Consider the following 15,555-nt stretch of genomic DNA (forward strand, 5'->3'; position numbering starts at 1 on the left):
ATGCTGGTCGGGCGATCAGGTCGCCGAGTTCTGGTAGTATTTGACCGGCGAACCGGCGGTGACGAGCTTTCCATCGTGCCGCGACCAGGCGAGGAAGCCGATCTGCCCCTTCTTGATGAAGGCGCTATCGTCGAAGCGGAACAGCGTCACCTGCATGATGTCGCGGATCATGTACGAATGCAGATCCCCGAACAGGATCGACTTCGCGTTCGCCGCCATTACCGGCATGGACTGGTTGATGGTGTAGCGATAGCCGAGCAGCACGTCCGGCTCCTTCACCGAAATCCCCGGCTGCCACAGCGGACGGTTCTCTCCGTCCTTCAGCTTCTTCAGGTTCCGCAACGTCGTGTCGTGGAACATGAAGCCGACCGTCGGCAACTCGCGATATGCCGGATCCACCGAATGCTCGAGATCGACGAGGTCGTCATGAGTTACGGTAAGGGTCTGGCCGGTGGTACCGACCTTGCCCGAAGCGGCCGCAGTGACGATACCCTGCGGCTGACCCGAGCCGGTCCCAGTGGTAAAGTGCTTGTTGGTGATCCGCGCAATGCGCTGCGCCGCAGCGCGACGGACAAACGCTTCGACATCGATGCCGGGGCCCGCGTCCTGCAGCAGCTCGAACGGAATCGTGAACACCTTCGAGCTGTATTTGTAGGCGCCGATCTGGATGGTGCCGAACGCGGCGTCGCCATCGGACGCGGCCGCGTTTTCTGCGACGATCTCGCCTTCGACGGCGGATTCATCGACCGTCGGCCAGGGCAGCGGGTTGCCGCCGGCAGTGGAGATCACGTTCGCGACGTTGCGCATGCCGCCGAATGCCTTCAGCGCCTCGAGCAGCTGGCCACCCCAGCCCGTCGGGACCAGATACCCGCCCTCGCTGGGGGTGCCGGTGGACTGCGCATTCTGGATCGGGCCTTCGCGCAGCGCGAGGACCTCCTCATTGGTCATGCCGCGCTCACCGTTGAGGATGAAGCTGCGGAAGGCGTTGGAGTAGCGCTCTGCGCGCTCGCGCTGCTCGGGCGGCAGACCATTGAGCAGACGCTCACGGCCTTCGTTCGCGCCTTCCTGCGCGGCCGCGTCGCCATCGATCTTGGCCTGCTTTTCGGCGCGCGCAATCTGCGCATCGATGCGGTCGATCTCCTCGTAGATCGCGTCGACCTGGTTCTCGATGTCCTTCGACCATTTGTCGCCGGTGTTGGTGTCGAGCAGGTTGCGGGCTTCCTTCGCCTTCGTGGCACGCTGGTCCCGGAGCGCCTTGATGTTCGGCATGGGGTCTTCTCCAATAAAAAAGCCCCGCTGGAGGGCGGGGCTTCAGGCAGGCGTCCGGTGGGACCGGCGCCGGTTTCGTCGGCGGTCAGGCCGTCCGTTCGTAGAGGCCGCAGCGGGCGAGCATGCGCTGGCGCACCTCCTCCGCATCCGGCGTCGGTTCGATCAGCGCCTTGGGCGCGTTCTGGTAAGCGGCGATGTTGAAGGCGCTGGCCTTGGCCTTGCTCGCGTTCGTGGCCATGATCGCGTCGGCGAAGCCAGCATCCACTGCCTCCTGCGCGTTGAACCAGCTCTCGACCTTCATCAGGTTGCGGACTTCGTCGGCATCCTTGCCGCTTTTCTCCACATACCCCTCGACCAGCACGTCATCGATCTTGGTCAGGAGCTTGGCTGTGGCGGTTAGGTCGTCGGCGTTGCCCATCGCGAACGTCCACGCCTGATGGATCATGTAGAAGCCGCCGTCGGCAATCTCGACGCTATCGCAGGCCAGCGTCAGCGCGGTCGCGGCCGACGCGGCGAGGCCGTCGATCTTGGCGGTGAACGTCGCCGGGTGCTCGGCGATCGCCGTCATCATTGCGCGCGCTTCGAACACATCACCGCCCGGCGAGTTGATGCGCAGCACCACGTTCGGCGCTGTGATACCCGCCAGCGTCTTCGCGAAGTCGGCGGCCGAAACGCCCCACCACGCGTCGATCATGTCATAGACATAGACCGTGGCAGTATCGCCATCGACCTCCGAACGGATCCCCGCACCCTTCCCGGCATTGGCCTGGGCCAGGTCGAACAGCTTACGCATCGTCGTTTTCGTCCTTCTCTGCTGGTGCCGGCGCAGGATCGCCCTCGGGATCCTCGTCGACGTCATCGGCTGCGCCGCCGGGCACCGCCACAGCACCAGGGACCGGGAAATAGACCTTCCGCGATTCCTCGGTGTTCAGCGGCTGGAGGTTTTTCTTCCGCCGCACCTCGTCCTGGCTCATCCAGCCCGGGATCTGGTTGCCGCCCAGCGCCTTTCCGAAATAATCGCCTTGGCTCTTGAGATCGCCGACGTCGAGCGCGTCGGGATCGAAGTCGATGAACAGCTTCGGCACCTTCGCGCCGACTACCGGGAATAGCTTGCGTGACAGCTCCTTCGCGAAGCGGCGCAGATGCGGCATCACGGTGTAGAGCCGGAAGCCCATCGTCATCTGCTCGATTCCGGTGCCCCAGCTGGTGGCAGCGCTGGTCTCGCCGATCATGTGCGGCGGCGTGCCAAAGATCCGCGCGACGTCGACGACCGAATACTGGAGCAGCTCGAGCAGCTGGGCGTCCTTTGCAGTGACCGCGACCCGCTTCCACTCGCCGCCATTCTCGAGCAGCAGCGGATTATGCGCATTGGCGACGCCCTGCGCGCGCTTCAGCAGATACGCCTTGAACGCGGCCCGCTGATCTTTCGAGATCGTCTGCCCGGCGGGAAACTGGAAATAATCGCCGGTCATCAGCCCGCGCTCGAACTGCCCCGAGGTGTATTCCCGGGTGGCGAGGTTGATGCCGATCGCCTGCGCATGCTGCGAAATCGGGCCGAGTGCCTGGATGCCGTTCGCGTCGCGCCCTGGGCCGCGGAAATGGATCACGTAGGAGCTGTGATGATCCTCGGTCGAACCATCGTCGTTAGTGAACCGGTACCAGACGCTGCGATCGGCCGATCGGAACGGCATCACCCGCGCGGGGTGATAATAGTCCATCGACGTCATGCGCCCATTGCGGGATTGCCGCATCAGCGCATAGCCGTTGCCGCGCAGCAGGATCGCCATGCTGGCAAGTTCGATCATCTCGGGCCCGGACATCTCCTCGTTGGGCTCGATCTGCAGGAAACGGTTGAAGTCGTGGTCCTCGACATAGCGTCGGCCATTGCCGGGGAGCCGCTCGTACACGCCCAGGGGAGCGGACATATTGGTCCCGCTGATCAGCGTCACGCATCGCCAGACGGCCGAGGAGCGCATCGCCGTCTCCGGTGTCACATTGACCCCGGCGACGCGCTGGCCGCTCCCGAACCACTCCATCATGTCGGCATCGCCGGCGATCACCGGCACGCTGTCTGTCGCATTCAGCACGGGTCCGCCATTATGGCCCAACCCGGCGCTAGGCGCTGACCAGCGCGCCTCGGCCTCCGCCGCGCGCGCCGACAATCGATAGGCGGATACGCTCATTCGTCCTCCGCCTCTTCCTCGTCCACGTCGTCAAGATCGACGACGAAACTGCCTTCGTAATTGTCCGCCTCGAGCGGCACGTTGTCCGCCGCTCCGGCACCCATGGCGCTGGTGACGATCCCGTCGATGCGCCCGCGCGAGCGCTTCTTGTCGAAAGCCCGGTTCTTCATACCGTCCTCGATCAGCGCGGCGTTGGACGCGCACATGTAGGTGACGGGGGATTCGTCGATGACGATCGTCTCCTTCAGGATCCGATCCTCGAACCGCTCGATCGAGCGCGGCATGCAGTATTGCCGATCCTCGAATACCACGCGCGTGCCCTGCGCATGCTTCACCAGCTTCAGGCCGCTGCCCGCTGGCTTGTCCGGCCCCTCATATTGCCAGACGTCGAACCCGATTTCTTCGCAGGCGGTCAGGAAGTCCGCCATCTGCGCGATGTCGAACACCAGCTCCTGGACATCATGCTCGGCACAGATCTTGGCGACCTGCGCTGCGATGAACGCCTTGTCGATCGTCGCCCCAGGAACCGGCGTCAGCCAGCCCTGCTCAACCCATTTCTCATAAGGGGCCTTATCGGCGACCGCCCGATCGGCGAGCCCGTCGGCCGTCGTCCAGTACCAGGTCTTTTGCCACAGGATGCCCGCGCCATCGATCCACGTCGCGGTCAGCGCCGTAAGGTCGTTCTTCTTCGACAGATCGAGGCTGAGCCAGCATTTGCAGCCCTTGAGTGCCACCATCGTTGCGTCGTCGACCGGGCCGAGCACCTTCGCCCACTTCTCCTCGGCGATCCAGAAATCCGCCGCGCCGGCGGGAATGCCGAAGTACAGCCGCTTGACCGATGCAGCCTTCGACAGCCGGGTCTTGGCCTCCTGCACCGCCTCCCGGATGTTGGTCACCGGATAGGTGACGCCCAGCGCCGGAAGCGACTTCCCCCAGGCCGCCTCATTCTCGAAGATGGTCTCGTGATCGCGCTTGTCGGTGCGCGCCACGAAACCGAAGGCGGTGTCGCTCTTGACCTCGCCTTTCGCCACCGCCTGCGCGGTGTCGGAAATCTCGGTGCCGACGTGCTGCGAAACCGCCGGGGTGTTGCTCCCCAGCACCATCATCGCACTGCCAGCGATCTTGTCGATCGCCGCCTGCCAGATCTCGATCTGGTCGATCGACGAAAACTCGTGGATCTCGTCCGCGAGCACCATGCGCGGACGAGGTCCCGACTGCTGCTTTCCGTCCGCGAGCGGAAGGAAGAACGACTGCGAGCCGGGGTGCTCGATCTTGCCGGCGTTGTCACCTTCGCCGCGGATCACGACGTGGCCCATGGATTCGAGCGTCTCGTGCTCGTCGTAACCTGGCACCGGTGCGCGACACATCGCCGTCGCGTCCTTGAATAGGACCATCGACGTCTGCTTGTTCGCCGCGATCGAGTAGATCTGCGACCGGCGAAACCCGCACCAGCCCATGGCATATAGGCCAAGCCCCGCCATCATCGGCGACTTGGCTTGCCCCTTGCCCGTCTCGACATAGGCGGTGCGAAACCGCCAGCGCCCCGTGGCATTCACCCAGCCCATCAGCGAGCCGACGATGAACACCTGATACGGGATCAGGCGGAAGGGCTGGCCTTCAGCTGGCCCGTCCGTGATCGTGAACAGCGACGGAAAGAAGTCCAGCGCGCGCTGGGCCAGCTCCGGCCGCCAGAAATAGCCTCGCCGCTCCGCGTCGCGCAGATCGCGCAGATGCCGCTCCGCCGCGTGGCGAACCAGGTCGCCGACAATGAAATCGCCCCGCACCGCCGCCTCGGCCCAGGCCGTGGTGGGATCGCTTGGGCTAGCCCTTCGGGCCGAGGAACGCGTCGGCACCGGCGCTGCGCTCCCGCTTCTTCGTCACCTTCCCGACCTTCGCGCGCCGCCCGGGCGTCAGCCCGAGCTGCTGCTCGAGCCGTTCGGTCGTCTTTTCGGCCTCCCGCATCGCCTGATAGTAGATGGAGAGGCGCGCGATCGCCTTAGGGTTGTCCTTTGCCGGCTCGGTGACCAGGCCGTCGGTCGCGACGCTCAGCGAGCAGCGATCATAGACCAGATATGCGAGCACCAGGCGCTGGACTGAGTGACTGTTGGAATCCGCGAACGTCTCCCGATCGCGCATCTCGCCGACAATCCGCTGCCAATGTGCGCTCGCCGCGATCCGCTCCGCCGCGTCTGGCAAAAGGCGCTCCCAATCGGGCTCGCCATCCATCCGCTTCGGTTTGGCCGGGGCCCTCCGTCGCTTTGCCGCCGGCTTCGCTTTCACCATCGCCGATCAGCCCTCCCGGTCGACCGAACTTTTTGGTTTCAAAACCCCGATATTGCACACGGCTGCACTGCGCGGTGTCCGGGGGGTGGGCGCACCGACTTTTGACCCCCCGGGGGGCCTCACGCCCGCCCAGGGATGGTCGGGGTGCGTCGGGCGCCCTGCCTGATCGATGCGACCGCGGCCCTCGGCCTGGTCGAACCCGAACTGATCGGCGGTCACCTCGATGTCGCAAGGGCGACACAGGTTCTCGGTGTTGTCGTCCTCATCACTGCCACCATGGGCCAAGGGGACGATATGGTTGACCCGTTCAGCCAGCCGCGTGTTGGTCGGCGTCCGACCGGCCCAGCGGTTGATGCCCAAGCATCGCTCGCAAAGGCCATTCGTGCGCTTCAGCCTGCGCTGGCGCTGCGCCTGCCCTGCGCGGCCGCGCTTGCGCTCAATAGGTGCCGCGGCCAAGGCTGAACCCACGCCGCAGGCGGCGAGCCAGCTTGTTCGGCCCACGCTCGCGCTTCCTGCGCGCCACCGCAACGCCGAACTCGACCATCAGGGCCGGCTGCATCGAAGCCGGAGCGTTATCCGCACGCTTCTTCAGCGCATCGAGGCGCTGCAACGTCATCATCATGTGGGCATCCTTGCTCGTCGAAGCTCAAGGTTTCTCGGGCAGCCAGGCGCGCTCGACAGTGACCGCATCGATGGTCAACTCGGCGCGCCCGGCCAGCGTGTAGATATCGCTGGCCTTGAGTTCGGAGATCATGTGCCCGGGTAGCTCGAACGCATCCGCGTCCAGCGCCCCCGCCCACGCCGATAGCCCGTCGCCCGCATCGGCCACCAGCACCAGCTGATGCTTGCCGCCGGTAAAGGTCGGCGACGACCAGGGCCGTGCCGCCTGCGCCGCCAAGGTGACGGTCAGGCCCGCGGCCACCGCCGATCGCTCCAGCGCTCGCCACAGCCGGTCGCAGGCTTGCACCGCGCTCACAGTCACCGCCCCAGCGTTGGCAGCTTCACGCTGCTCACGAAAAACACCGTCGCCTGCCTCTCGCCAAAGCCCATCGCCTTCAGCGCATCGCCGCGCTTGCTGCTCAACGCCTCGCGAGTCTTGGTCTTGTCGACCGAATAGCTCACCGTGATGAGCGGTTTGGCCCACTTCTCCGCCTGCAGCTGCGCCAGGCCGAAATCCTCCGCCGCGCCTTCATAGGTCAGCGACGCCGCCGATTCCCGCGTGCCGATCTTGCATCCGCCCAGCACTATCGACTTGGCGGTCTTGCGCGCGGCCTTCGCCTCGTCACTGTTCCACCATGGCTTCAGCCGTTCGACGAGGCGCTCACGCTGGGCGAGCGCCGGGACCAGCAGCCTGTCGGCCGACGCGTTGATCTGCGCGATCTTCGCGACCCGCACTCCGTGCCGCGCGACGATCCGCGCATCGAGACGCGCGATGCGCTCGAGCAGCCGGGTCGCTTCGGCCAGATCCTTTGGAGGTTCGATCATGGCCGGACCTGCTGCAGCGCCGAATATGGCTCTCTACGGATCATCTCCAGCGCCACATGCGGTTCGCTGCGCCCCGCCAGCACTGCGCGCGCCGTGGCACCCAGCTCGAGGTCACGAACGAGGCCGAGCAACGTCGCCTTGTCGAGCGGCACCGATGCGCCCTCGGGCAGCGCCTCGACGTCGCGGCGGAGTGAAGCGTGATCGATCATGGGCATGCCCAGACGCCCTTTCCGGTGCGGACGATGCGCCCGCCTGCGGGCTGCGGCTTGCGGAACGGCGCGACGATCGCCGCGGCGATCGCCTGCGCCTCTGCTTCGAGCTCGTGCAGCTCGAGCGGATGTCGGGAGCCCAGCCGCGCCTTCTGGATCAGAGCGTCGAAATCGGGAACGACGCGATCAAGGGCGTCGGCAATCGACGCATGCGATACTCGCTGGCTGGGCATGAAGGTGGAGACCTCCGAAAACGCGAAAGCCCGCCTCCGGGGGGTAACGGAGGCGGGCTGGGCGCAGGTATCGCTGCTGTCGAAAATGCCGATTAGGTGGCCATTTCGGGAGGGGCAAAAGCGTCACACCCTCAATTTATCCGCGCATGAGCCCGATCCACGTCTGCCTGATCGATGTCGCGGCGCGCCTCGGCAAGCATGCGCGGCCACTGGTCCAGAGCGTCGATCAGCATGCGGCGAAGCCTGCGCACATGCAGGCGATAGCGCTGCGCGACGATAGTCACCCCGCGGTCCTGGGCGATGATCTCGATGATGGGACACGCGAACACGCCCAGCATGTCGCGCCATCGGCCATAGGCGCGCTCGGCGCGCACCTGCGCCAGCGTCTCGAATGCGGCACGCTCGCCAATCCGGCTCACATCGACGCGGGTCTCGAGGCTTGCGGTCCCGATCGTGGCGTCGCGCATGATCCGCTCGACGATCGCCGCGATCGCCACGGCCGATCCAAGTTGCACCTCGTCGATCGCGCCCGAATGATGAAGCCGCGCGATCGCGCCAGTGCGTCCCGTCCGCAGCTCCTCTGGCGTCAGGCTCGCGACCAGGTGCGCAAATGTCTCGGGCGTCCCCTGTCGTCCGCCAAAGGTTTCGCGCAAGGCGACGGCGCGCTCGATCTCGGGGTCCAGCTGATGGGGCACCTTCCGCGCCGACTTTCCCCGGCCGATCTTGCGCGCCGGCGGTCGCGGGCGGCCAAGCACCAGGTGCTCGATCCGCTCGCGCTCCCGCGCTTTCGGACAGCCGTCAGCCGCCTTCGTCGTTTCCATGATCCACCCCGACATCGAACTCGATGTCCGGGATGTAGTGCAGCGCGATCGGCACCAGCAGGGGCGAATCCGTCACAGGCGGCGCTGCGATCTCCATGCGGGCGGGATTGACGACATATCCGGCCTCACGCAGCAGCTGAAGCGCGCGTTCGAATTCCCCTATCGGCAACAGTCCGCGCGGCACACCGGGAAAGCGCAGGATGCGGCCTTCTTTTGCCAACTGCCTGACCAAGCGCCGCGCCTTCTCGACGTGGATGCCCCCCAGCGCAGTTGCGAGCTGACGCAGCCCACAACCATGCCCGGTAAGGAGAAAGTTGTGCTCGATGAACGCCACCGCATTCACCTTCAAATTCGGCCGCTCCGGCGCGAGAGTAAACGCGGCATCCATGCGGCTGCCCTCCCCAAGAAGGAACATAGCGGGAAAACAAGAATTTGCGAGGGGCGATTGTGGCGGCGGTCCGGCAAGTGTATCCGAACGCCGGAGCGTGAGCATCGAGCTGGTGGCGAATACCCATCGTCGTTTCGGACGTTGAGCAAGGGGGCGCGCTCTACACCTTTTGCAGAGGCCGCGGGGTCGGATCGTCAGGCGCGAAGCGCTGCTTTCGAAGAGCATCCATCGTCTTGTCGCGCTCGCCTTGGACTTTCGCGCGAGCGACCAAGAGCGCGTGTTTGCGGTTGATGTCGAGGATCGCAAAAAATGCCCGCCCAACCGCGTGAATCCGCCCGCCCAGTAGCGCCAGTTCGATGCAGGCTAGAGCGAGCAGCAGCCTAGTTGCCACACCGGACCATCTTGGGTGCGCCCCGGCATCGATGGCGATAATCGCAACCATCGTCGCCGCTAAGGCCGCCGCCAGCGCGAATGTCGCCACGAGAACCTTCATCACGAATTTCAGTTGCCCATACAGCTCGTCGACCTGGAGCGGCGAGCGATGGTCCCCCTTCATCGCGCCGATCGTCAGCGTCATGCAGGGAAAGATGCCGGTCGCGAGCAGCGCTATCGCCGGCACGACGATACGCGCGGCTGGCTCGACCGCCGGTAGCGGGAACCAGATCGATGCGATCGCAAAGAATAGTCCGACAGCGGCGGCTTTCACGGGTCCTGACCGAGGTTGATGGTGCCTGCGTTGCCCCATCTATACAGCTGGCCGATAATTTGTTCTATCGCCTCGTTCGGATCGAGACCCGCCGGCGTCTCTGTCACCCGCACGGGCTCGGCCAGGTAGAGTTTCCCGCCCCGCGCCTTGGAACCCTTCCGATCAATATCGAGATCGTCCTGATCAACATTTCGAAGGGCGTGGTTCAGCGTCCTGCTGGAGACGGCCTCGCGCTTACGCCCACGCCGAATATAGACTTGGAAGTCGCCCTCAAGCTTCCCGTCGTCAGGGATGTCTTGGCGAATGCTTTCGATGGCGTCATCGCCAACACCAAGCACCCGCAGCACTTCGAGCACCGTGCCGCCCTCGCCCTTCGCGTCCTTCTTCTTGACCCGCTCCGATTGACCGGCTGAGTTCACGGCGCCGGCGCGAATTCGGAAACCCCGGGCTTCCGCCTTTGCTGCCTCGGGCGCGTCAGCTACAGGGAGGAAGTTGCTGAGCTCGATCACGTCTTCGACGTCCAGAAGCTCGCTCTTGTCTTTCATCAACCAGGTCAGATAGCGCTCGAGCCATCTTGGGGTCACCGACTGCGATGCGATGATGCCACAGTGATCGCCGATCGCCGCGAAATAGAGCGCGCCCACGATCGGTTTGTTCTTCCCGTCAGTTTTGAACAGGTTGAGTTCGAAACGGTTATGCTCACCATCGAGATCCTCGCTGATCGCGGGGACATCGAAGCCCTTCCTGTAGAGCAGAAGCTCGCCTGCTAGGAACGAGTCGGCGTCTAGCCCTTTGATCCCGTTCAGGACCGTCAACTGGCCAGCCTGATCAAGATCGGCGATCCGCAACTTGGCCCGCTCGCCAATGACGTGTTCGCCATGTCGCATTCGCAGCCCCCGCGCGAGCAGCTGGGAAAGCGTTTCGGTGCCAGGCGCAAGCCCGGCCCGCGCGCGATGAAGATATCGATACTGAACGGTCCGCTGAACTTTCGCCATGTCCCCTCCGACTAAACGGCCTGTGCCGGCCACCTCACTGCATGCCCGCCGCGCAGCTGCGCATCTCCCAGATCGTGGCCGCCGACGCTGCACCGTGCCACTGGGCGGCCGTACCGATCGGTGCGCTGAAACCCCGTCTCGAACGGATTGGCGTCGACCACGCGGCATCGCACCGGCCCGGCCGCGATCAGGCGCGCCAGATTGTCGCGCGACGCGCGCGGATCGCCGGGCGCACAGCGCCGCCGCGGCGGACACCCGTGCAGCTCGGGCGCGTCGATCCGCGCCAGGCGCACCCGGCCGATCCCGCCACACCGCAGCGTATCCCCATCGACCGCGATCGCGGCGGCGCAGAGGAAGGTGAGACTCAATAGTCGCCTTCGGCCATTTGTCTGCGCGCTTCACGCATACCTCGCCCGGAGATCAGCATCTCGACCGGGACGTCGATGCCTTCCTCCAGCTGGTCACAGATGATCTGATCCGGTCCGCCTTGAGGCGGATCGCACGGACAGTAGTCCTTATAGCACATCGCGGGGCGCTCACGTGTCGGTTGGTCTCGCGATCCACTTCCGAGTTTTCCCGCGCTAATCGCTTCAGGTGCCGATCCTCGGCGCCGAGCAATCTCTTCGTTCAGCGCCACTTTGAGATTGGATATTTCTGCGTCTCGGTCCATCAGCTCGCTTCGAAGAGATTCGATCTCGTTGACGAGGTTGGCGTCTGGAATCTCTTCGCCTCCAGAGCATCCGGCCAATAGAAGCAGGGCGGCAAGCGCGTGCCTCATCGTCGGCCCGCCACCTGCTTGAGCGCATCGCTAATTTCAACCGCCCACTGCACTTCCTCAGCCGCGTGCCGACGGTCAGCGTCAATGATGGCCGCACCGGCGTCTAAAACGTAGCGGCAAATACGCGGCCCCTCGGGCATCCGCGTGAATCCCCGAAGTGCCTTCACGACGTCGCTGCCATCCGGCGCGAGTCGTCCGCATTGCTCTAGCGCAGCTTCGATCGTCCGATCGTTGCCCCCAAAATAGCGGGCGTATCGCTCGATTTGCTCGCGCAAAGCATCTGCCTCGAGCGGGTGGTATTCGCCGTCACAGCGCGCCAGAAAGCAAAGGAGCCGGGCGAGGTTCGTCAGCGCCTTGTCTTCGACCGTCAACGCGCCGGTCGAGGCCAGCAGCGCGAAGTGCGGCGCCGCTTCCAGCACCTCGCCGGTCTCTACGCAGACGAGTTCTGTAATATGATCTACCCGGAAATTCCGGGGCTGCTGACGTTCGTGACAATAAGCATGGACGATATCGGCCGCGCCATAGTGCCCGCTCAATCGCTTGCATGTAATTCGGCGCTCAGAGGCCTCGCCGCTCGCATCCACGTAGCAGATCCACGCGGACCAGCCTGACGACTCGTCTCGCTCCTGCGTGACCGGCTCAAAATCGTGAGAGGCGGGAGCACTTGGAGTGCGGCCGACTGGAATATTGGGCGTTACCCGAAGTCCGTCGAGTACCCGTCCAAGGTTCAACCAAAGCCCCGCGCCCCTTGGGCCGTGTTCGATCCCGCCCAGACCACCCATTCATCATCCCCCAACGACCGCGTCCGCCATGTCGCACAGCCTAACAAGCTGTCACCTTTTGTCACCATCTTGCGCAAATGAAGTGCGCCCGGAATGAACCGTGAGGTTGATCAGTGGCTGCGCCTCGCCGACCAGCGCCCTCAAAATCGTGTTGATCGCGTGTCGCTGCTCCGCCGGAATGGCACGCAGCCGCGCCAGCGTTTCCAGCTCCCATGCCTCAAATTCAGGTGTCTGGCTGGGTATTCCCGTGAGCAACTCGACAATATCGACGCCAGCCTCACTGATTCTCAGCAGGTAATCGACATCCGGCGAACGATCGCCCTTTTCATAGTTCGACTGTGCCGTTCTCTGCACGCCGGCAAGCGCGCCGAACGCTGCCTGATCAAGGCCCAGATCCTTGCGCGCAGCACGCAGCCTTGCAGAAAATGAACTCAATCGCGGAATCATATTGACCAACTTCGCGTATGGGTGCACGTAGCGACTCGTGGTGACATACGAGCACATTGCACATGCCTGACGCCAAGTCTCTCTCCCCGATGAAACGCCGCGTTGCCGCGGTGCGGGCGCGATTTGAGGCTGAGGGGATCAGCTTCGCCGATTGGTCGCGCGAAAAAGGCTTCGCCTACAGCACCGTCAAGGCGGTGCTGACCGGCAACCGCCAGTGCCGCTTTGGCGAGTCGCACAAGATCGCTGTCGCGCTGGGTCTCAAGGATCCGCCGCCCTCCGCGGCCGCCACCCCCACAGCGGACCGCCTCGAAGGTGTTCGCCAATGACCGGCTCACCCTTCACCCCCGAACAGGAAGCGCGGATCCGCAAGATCGCGCGGGACCAGTCGACCAGCCTCGGCATGGTGTCGTTTCTGTTCTCGCTGATCGCGATCGTGCTCACGCTGCTGCTGATCTTTCTCCACGCCGTAGAATGGATCTTCGCATGATCCCCGCGGCGTCCCTTTTCTCCCGGCGGCGCAATCTGTCCCGCGCCGCCGCATCCGGAGGGGGCGCGCAGCCCAAGCGGCGCGCCCCCGAAGGCTCCCGTGCATCCCCGTTCTCCCCCATTGCCCGGTGGCAGGCCGGTCAACCGCCGCGCGACTTTCCCTCCGCCCGCGGCGTCGCGAGTACCCCCTGCCGAGTAGCGCGTACCGTGCGGGGCGTCGGTGTCACGAACCCGCCGGCGCCCCGCATTCGCGCTACCACTGCGCCCTCCATCGGTCAGCGCCAATCGCGGCGCAGTTTTCGCGCGGGTGCCAAATGACAAAGCGCGTTCTCCCGTTGACCGAGGGCGACGCGATCGCCCAGATCACCGCCGCGCTCCCGGGTGGCATCGCCCAGGCGGCGCAGCTGGTCGGCCGCGACCCTTCGACCGTCTATCGCTGGGGCAACCCCGACACCGACGACAGCACCCCGGTCAGTTGCGCGATCATCCTTGAGCGCGCCTATCGCGAGGCTGGCGGCGTCGGCTCGCCATTCGGCGAATACATGGCGGCGGTCGCATCGCTCGCCGACGCCCAGGCGATCGCCGAGAATATCGAGGTTCACCGCCTCGCAATCGAGATCAATCGCTCCGCCGGTAACGCCAATGCCGAAATTGGCGAGCTCGCGCTGCCTGGCGCCACCGACAAGGATTGGCGCGAAGCGGCCGAAGCGACCGAAACCCTCCTGCAAAAGCTGACCCGGATCGTCCCGCTGCTGAAGCGCGGACCGCGCCTCCCCGATCAGCAGCAACAGCCTCCGTAAGGGTCCCCCCTTCCCCTTTGTAACAGCAAAACCTCTCCGCGCTTCGCTGGTCCGCCAGCGAAGGCGGTTTCTTGCACCCTCAATTCGGCGCACCCGCGATGACCAGCACCCTGCCATCCCCCGGCACCTATCTGCGCCTGCGGCGCGAGGCACAGCGTCTGTCGATCGACGAGGTCGCCGCCCTGGTGCGGACCGATCCGGACGTCCCGCTTGCCGCGCGTGCGGATCTGCTGCGCGCGATCGAGGCCGGTCTTACCCCGATTTCCGACGTCGTCATCGGATCGCTGATGCGCGCCGCCGATGTCGGGTCGTTCCGCTTCGATCCCGAAGTGCTGGTCCGCCTGATCGACATCGCCGCCGGCGACCTCAGCCGCAAGCCGCCGCGTCTTTGCCGCAATTGCGCCTGCAGCGAGTTCGACGCCTGCCATTGCGGTAGCCAGGGCGGGCACTGGATCGGCTGCCACTGGGTCGAGGCCGACCTGTGCAGCGCCTGCGCCCCATCCGATGCCCCCGCCGCCGCCCTTCAGCCCGAAAGCCGCGCGGCATGAAAGCGCGCCGGGCCATCCGCGCGGTTCATGCCGCGGCGTGGAGCGGTGCCGCCGCCCTCCCGCTCGCCGCTCTCGGCCACGCGGCCGCGGCGATCATCGCCGCCGCGATCGCCGCCTTCCTGATCATCCTCGCGCTGCTCTGGCAGCTGACACAGGAGAACAAGCGCTGATGCGACACGCCCACCACCGCGACGAACCGCGCCGGCCGATTGAGGTCCACCCGATCGACTGCAGCTGCTGCGGCCATGACGACAGCGCCCTGGACTGGAACGGCGTCGCCATCCGCGTCCTCGCCGGGCTCGGCCTCGGCACGGCGATCGCGCTGACCCTTTCCGCGTTCTCAGGAGTGCCGGTGCTGTGAGCGATTCAATCTCCGCCGAGCAGCTGCGGCTGCTGATCGAGCGCATCGAGCGGCTCGAGGAAGAAAAGAAGGGCATCGGCGACGATATCAAGGATGTCTATGGCGAGGCCAAGGCGACCGGTTTCGACGCCAAGATCATGCGCACCATCATCCGCCTGCGGAAGATGGAGAAGCACCAGCTCGACGAGCAGGACGCGCTGCTCGAAACCTATCGCGCCGCGCTGGGGATGGCATGATGGCGGGCAGCACTTTCCTCCGCATGAGCGCCTCCGCCGACCGCCAGCTCTCGACGCCGATCTGGCCGCGCGATCGCGCTTGCCCGTCGCGCGCTGACTTCGCGCCGATGCCCCGGCCGATCGTGCTGCTCAACGGTGCCGATCGGTGCATCGTCCCGCATCCCAGCGGGCATGAGGCGGTCACGCCGATCGTGGGGGGCATCAACCTCGCTTGGACCCACGCTGCGCCGATCGGCGGCGTCGCCCTCGTCCAGTTCGGCGGAAGCGGCGAACCGGACGGCCTCGTTACGATCCTGTCCCGCGACGGCCTGCGCAGCCTGATCGCCGATCTTCAGGCGATCGACGCCCAACTGGGAGATCGGTGATGGCTCGCCCAACCCCGCCAGCCGGTTCGCGCTTCGATCCATTCGCCGACGTGCGCGTCGGCAAGTCGCTTTTCCAAATGAGCCCCGAGGACTGGCTCGTGCCTGATGAGTCCTCGTCCGATGACGGCACGCCGGCGGTAGCCCCCGCCGGCGTGCCTCAGCCTCCTGCCCTATCAGCAC

The 15,555-nt window shown here is 65.3% G+C and carries 27 protein-coding genes; 8 read left to right on the forward strand and 19 right to left on the reverse strand.

Annotated features, from left to right (window positions below):
• Nucleotides 1-15: 15 nt before the first annotated feature.
• The 19 genes from ACO05N_RS19415 to ACO05N_RS19505 form a co-directional block, all read right to left on the reverse strand.
• Nucleotides 16-1,269 (reverse strand): phage major capsid protein, encoded by a 1,254-nt coding sequence (locus ACO05N_RS19415; protein WP_422058621.1) that lies wholly within the window; start codon nucleotides 1,267-1,269, stop codon nucleotides 16-18.
• Between the two features lie 85 nt (nucleotides 1,270-1,354).
• Entirely contained in the window at nucleotides 1,355-2,062 is a 708-nt protein-coding gene (locus tag ACO05N_RS19420) for a head maturation protease, ClpP-related (protein WP_422058622.1), read from the reverse strand.
• Complete coding sequence (locus tag ACO05N_RS19425; protein WP_422058623.1) at nucleotides 2,055-3,452, reverse strand: phage portal protein; 1,398 nt, start codon at nucleotides 3,450-3,452, stop codon at nucleotides 2,055-2,057. The genes ACO05N_RS19420 and ACO05N_RS19425 overlap by 8 nt, the downstream gene beginning before the upstream one ends.
• Nucleotides 3,449-5,305: a terminase large subunit gene (locus tag ACO05N_RS19430; RefSeq protein WP_422058624.1), complete on the reverse strand. Its 1,857-nt coding sequence runs from the start codon at nucleotides 5,303-5,305 to the stop codon at nucleotides 3,449-3,451. Before ACO05N_RS19430 ends, ACO05N_RS19425 begins: the two co-directional genes overlap by 4 nt.
• Nucleotides 5,274-5,648: a P27 family phage terminase small subunit gene (locus ACO05N_RS19435; protein WP_422058625.1), complete on the reverse strand. Its 375-nt coding sequence runs from the start codon at nucleotides 5,646-5,648 to the stop codon at nucleotides 5,274-5,276. The genes ACO05N_RS19430 and ACO05N_RS19435 overlap by 32 nt, the downstream gene beginning before the upstream one ends.
• Before the next feature lie 93 nt (nucleotides 5,649-5,741).
• The gene (locus tag ACO05N_RS19440) at nucleotides 5,742-6,236 is read right to left on the reverse strand and encodes an HNH endonuclease (protein WP_422058626.1); all 495 of its coding nucleotides are present in this window, start codon (nucleotides 6,234-6,236) and stop codon (nucleotides 5,742-5,744) included.
• Nucleotides 6,172-6,357 (reverse strand): hypothetical protein, encoded by a 186-nt coding sequence (locus tag ACO05N_RS19445; RefSeq protein ID WP_422058627.1) that lies wholly within the window; start codon nucleotides 6,355-6,357, stop codon nucleotides 6,172-6,174. Before ACO05N_RS19445 ends, ACO05N_RS19440 begins: the two co-directional genes overlap by 65 nt.
• Nucleotides 6,358-6,381: 24 nt before the next feature.
• Entirely contained in the window at nucleotides 6,382-6,711 is a 330-nt protein-coding gene (locus ACO05N_RS19450; RefSeq protein ID WP_422058628.1) for a hypothetical protein, read from the reverse strand.
• Between the two features lie 2 nt (nucleotides 6,712-6,713).
• On the reverse strand, nucleotides 6,714-7,220 hold the full coding sequence (locus tag ACO05N_RS19455; RefSeq protein ID WP_422058629.1) for a host-nuclease inhibitor Gam family protein: 507 nt from the start codon (nucleotides 7,218-7,220) through the stop codon (nucleotides 6,714-6,716).
• Complete coding sequence (locus ACO05N_RS19460; protein WP_422058630.1) at nucleotides 7,217-7,435, reverse strand: hypothetical protein; 219 nt, start codon at nucleotides 7,433-7,435, stop codon at nucleotides 7,217-7,219. The genes ACO05N_RS19455 and ACO05N_RS19460 overlap by 4 nt, the downstream gene beginning before the upstream one ends.
• A complete protein-coding gene (locus ACO05N_RS19465; RefSeq protein ID WP_422058631.1) occupies nucleotides 7,426-7,662 on the reverse strand; it encodes a hypothetical protein in 237 nt (78 codons plus the stop codon). Before ACO05N_RS19465 ends, ACO05N_RS19460 begins: the two co-directional genes overlap by 10 nt.
• A gap of 131 nt (nucleotides 7,663-7,793) precedes the next feature.
• Nucleotides 7,794-8,483 carry a hypothetical protein gene (locus ACO05N_RS19470; protein ID WP_422058632.1) on the reverse strand — a complete coding sequence of 230 codons (690 nt, stop codon included), beginning with the start codon at nucleotides 8,481-8,483 and terminating at the stop codon, nucleotides 7,794-7,796.
• A complete protein-coding gene (locus ACO05N_RS19475) occupies nucleotides 8,461-8,871 on the reverse strand; it encodes a hypothetical protein (RefSeq protein ID WP_422058633.1) in 411 nt (136 codons plus the stop codon). Before ACO05N_RS19475 ends, ACO05N_RS19470 begins: the two co-directional genes overlap by 23 nt.
• 160 nt (nucleotides 8,872-9,031) lie before the next feature.
• Nucleotides 9,032-9,577, reverse strand: a complete 546-nt coding sequence (locus ACO05N_RS19480; protein WP_422058634.1) for a hypothetical protein — start codon at nucleotides 9,575-9,577, stop codon at nucleotides 9,032-9,034.
• Complete coding sequence (locus ACO05N_RS19485) at nucleotides 9,574-10,572, reverse strand: hypothetical protein (protein ID WP_422058635.1); 999 nt, start codon at nucleotides 10,570-10,572, stop codon at nucleotides 9,574-9,576. Before ACO05N_RS19485 ends, ACO05N_RS19480 begins: the two co-directional genes overlap by 4 nt.
• 11 nt (nucleotides 10,573-10,583) lie before the next feature.
• Nucleotides 10,584-10,940, reverse strand: coding sequence for a thermonuclease family protein (locus ACO05N_RS19490; protein WP_422058636.1), 357 nt, complete (start codon nucleotides 10,938-10,940; stop codon nucleotides 10,584-10,586).
• Nucleotides 10,937-11,350, reverse strand: coding sequence for a hypothetical protein (locus tag ACO05N_RS19495; RefSeq protein WP_422058637.1), 414 nt, complete (start codon nucleotides 11,348-11,350; stop codon nucleotides 10,937-10,939). The genes ACO05N_RS19490 and ACO05N_RS19495 overlap by 4 nt, the downstream gene beginning before the upstream one ends.
• Entirely contained in the window at nucleotides 11,347-11,934 is a 588-nt protein-coding gene (locus tag ACO05N_RS19500; RefSeq protein ID WP_422058638.1) for a hypothetical protein, read from the reverse strand. The genes ACO05N_RS19495 and ACO05N_RS19500 overlap by 4 nt, the downstream gene beginning before the upstream one ends.
• 249 nt (nucleotides 11,935-12,183) lie before the next feature.
• Complete coding sequence (locus ACO05N_RS19505) at nucleotides 12,184-12,579, reverse strand: helix-turn-helix domain-containing protein (RefSeq protein WP_422058639.1); 396 nt, start codon at nucleotides 12,577-12,579, stop codon at nucleotides 12,184-12,186.
• 62 nt (nucleotides 12,580-12,641) lie between these two features.
• Between ACO05N_RS19505 and ACO05N_RS19510 the strand changes: the two genes are divergently transcribed.
• The 8 genes from ACO05N_RS19510 (at nucleotide 12,642) to ACO05N_RS19545 (ending at nucleotide 15,375) form a co-directional block, all read left to right on the forward strand.
• Entirely contained in the window at nucleotides 12,642-12,905 is a 264-nt protein-coding gene (locus ACO05N_RS19510; protein WP_422058640.1) for a DNA-binding protein, read from the forward strand.
• On the forward strand, nucleotides 12,902-13,066 hold the full coding sequence (locus tag ACO05N_RS19515; RefSeq protein ID WP_422058641.1) for a hypothetical protein: 165 nt from the start codon (nucleotides 12,902-12,904) through the stop codon (nucleotides 13,064-13,066). Before ACO05N_RS19510 ends, ACO05N_RS19515 begins: the two co-directional genes overlap by 4 nt.
• Nucleotides 13,067-13,379: 313 nt before the next feature.
• Complete coding sequence (locus ACO05N_RS19520) at nucleotides 13,380-13,865, forward strand: hypothetical protein (protein WP_422058642.1); 486 nt, start codon at nucleotides 13,380-13,382, stop codon at nucleotides 13,863-13,865.
• A gap of 98 nt (nucleotides 13,866-13,963) precedes the next feature.
• Nucleotides 13,964-14,413 (forward strand): helix-turn-helix domain-containing protein, encoded by a 450-nt coding sequence (locus tag ACO05N_RS19525; protein ID WP_422058643.1) that lies wholly within the window; start codon nucleotides 13,964-13,966, stop codon nucleotides 14,411-14,413.
• Nucleotides 14,410-14,583: a hypothetical protein gene (locus ACO05N_RS19530; protein WP_422058644.1), complete on the forward strand. Its 174-nt coding sequence runs from the start codon at nucleotides 14,410-14,412 to the stop codon at nucleotides 14,581-14,583. Before ACO05N_RS19525 ends, ACO05N_RS19530 begins: the two co-directional genes overlap by 4 nt.
• Nucleotides 14,583-14,774 carry a hypothetical protein gene (locus ACO05N_RS19535; RefSeq protein ID WP_422058645.1) on the forward strand — a complete coding sequence of 64 codons (192 nt, stop codon included), beginning with the start codon at nucleotides 14,583-14,585 and terminating at the stop codon, nucleotides 14,772-14,774. Before ACO05N_RS19530 ends, ACO05N_RS19535 begins: the two co-directional genes overlap by 1 nt.
• On the forward strand, nucleotides 14,771-15,010 hold the full coding sequence (locus ACO05N_RS19540) for a DUF2312 domain-containing protein (RefSeq protein WP_422058646.1): 240 nt from the start codon (nucleotides 14,771-14,773) through the stop codon (nucleotides 15,008-15,010). The genes ACO05N_RS19535 and ACO05N_RS19540 overlap by 4 nt, the downstream gene beginning before the upstream one ends.
• Before the next feature lie 23 nt (nucleotides 15,011-15,033).
• Entirely contained in the window at nucleotides 15,034-15,375 is a 342-nt protein-coding gene (locus tag ACO05N_RS19545; protein ID WP_422058647.1) for a hypothetical protein, read from the forward strand.
• The last annotated feature ends 180 nt before the right edge of the window (nucleotides 15,376-15,555 follow it).

The organism is Sphingomonas sp. (assembly GCF_965227385.1).
In the GTDB taxonomy this organism is placed as follows: domain Bacteria; phylum Pseudomonadota; class Alphaproteobacteria; order Sphingomonadales; family Sphingomonadaceae; genus Sphingomonas.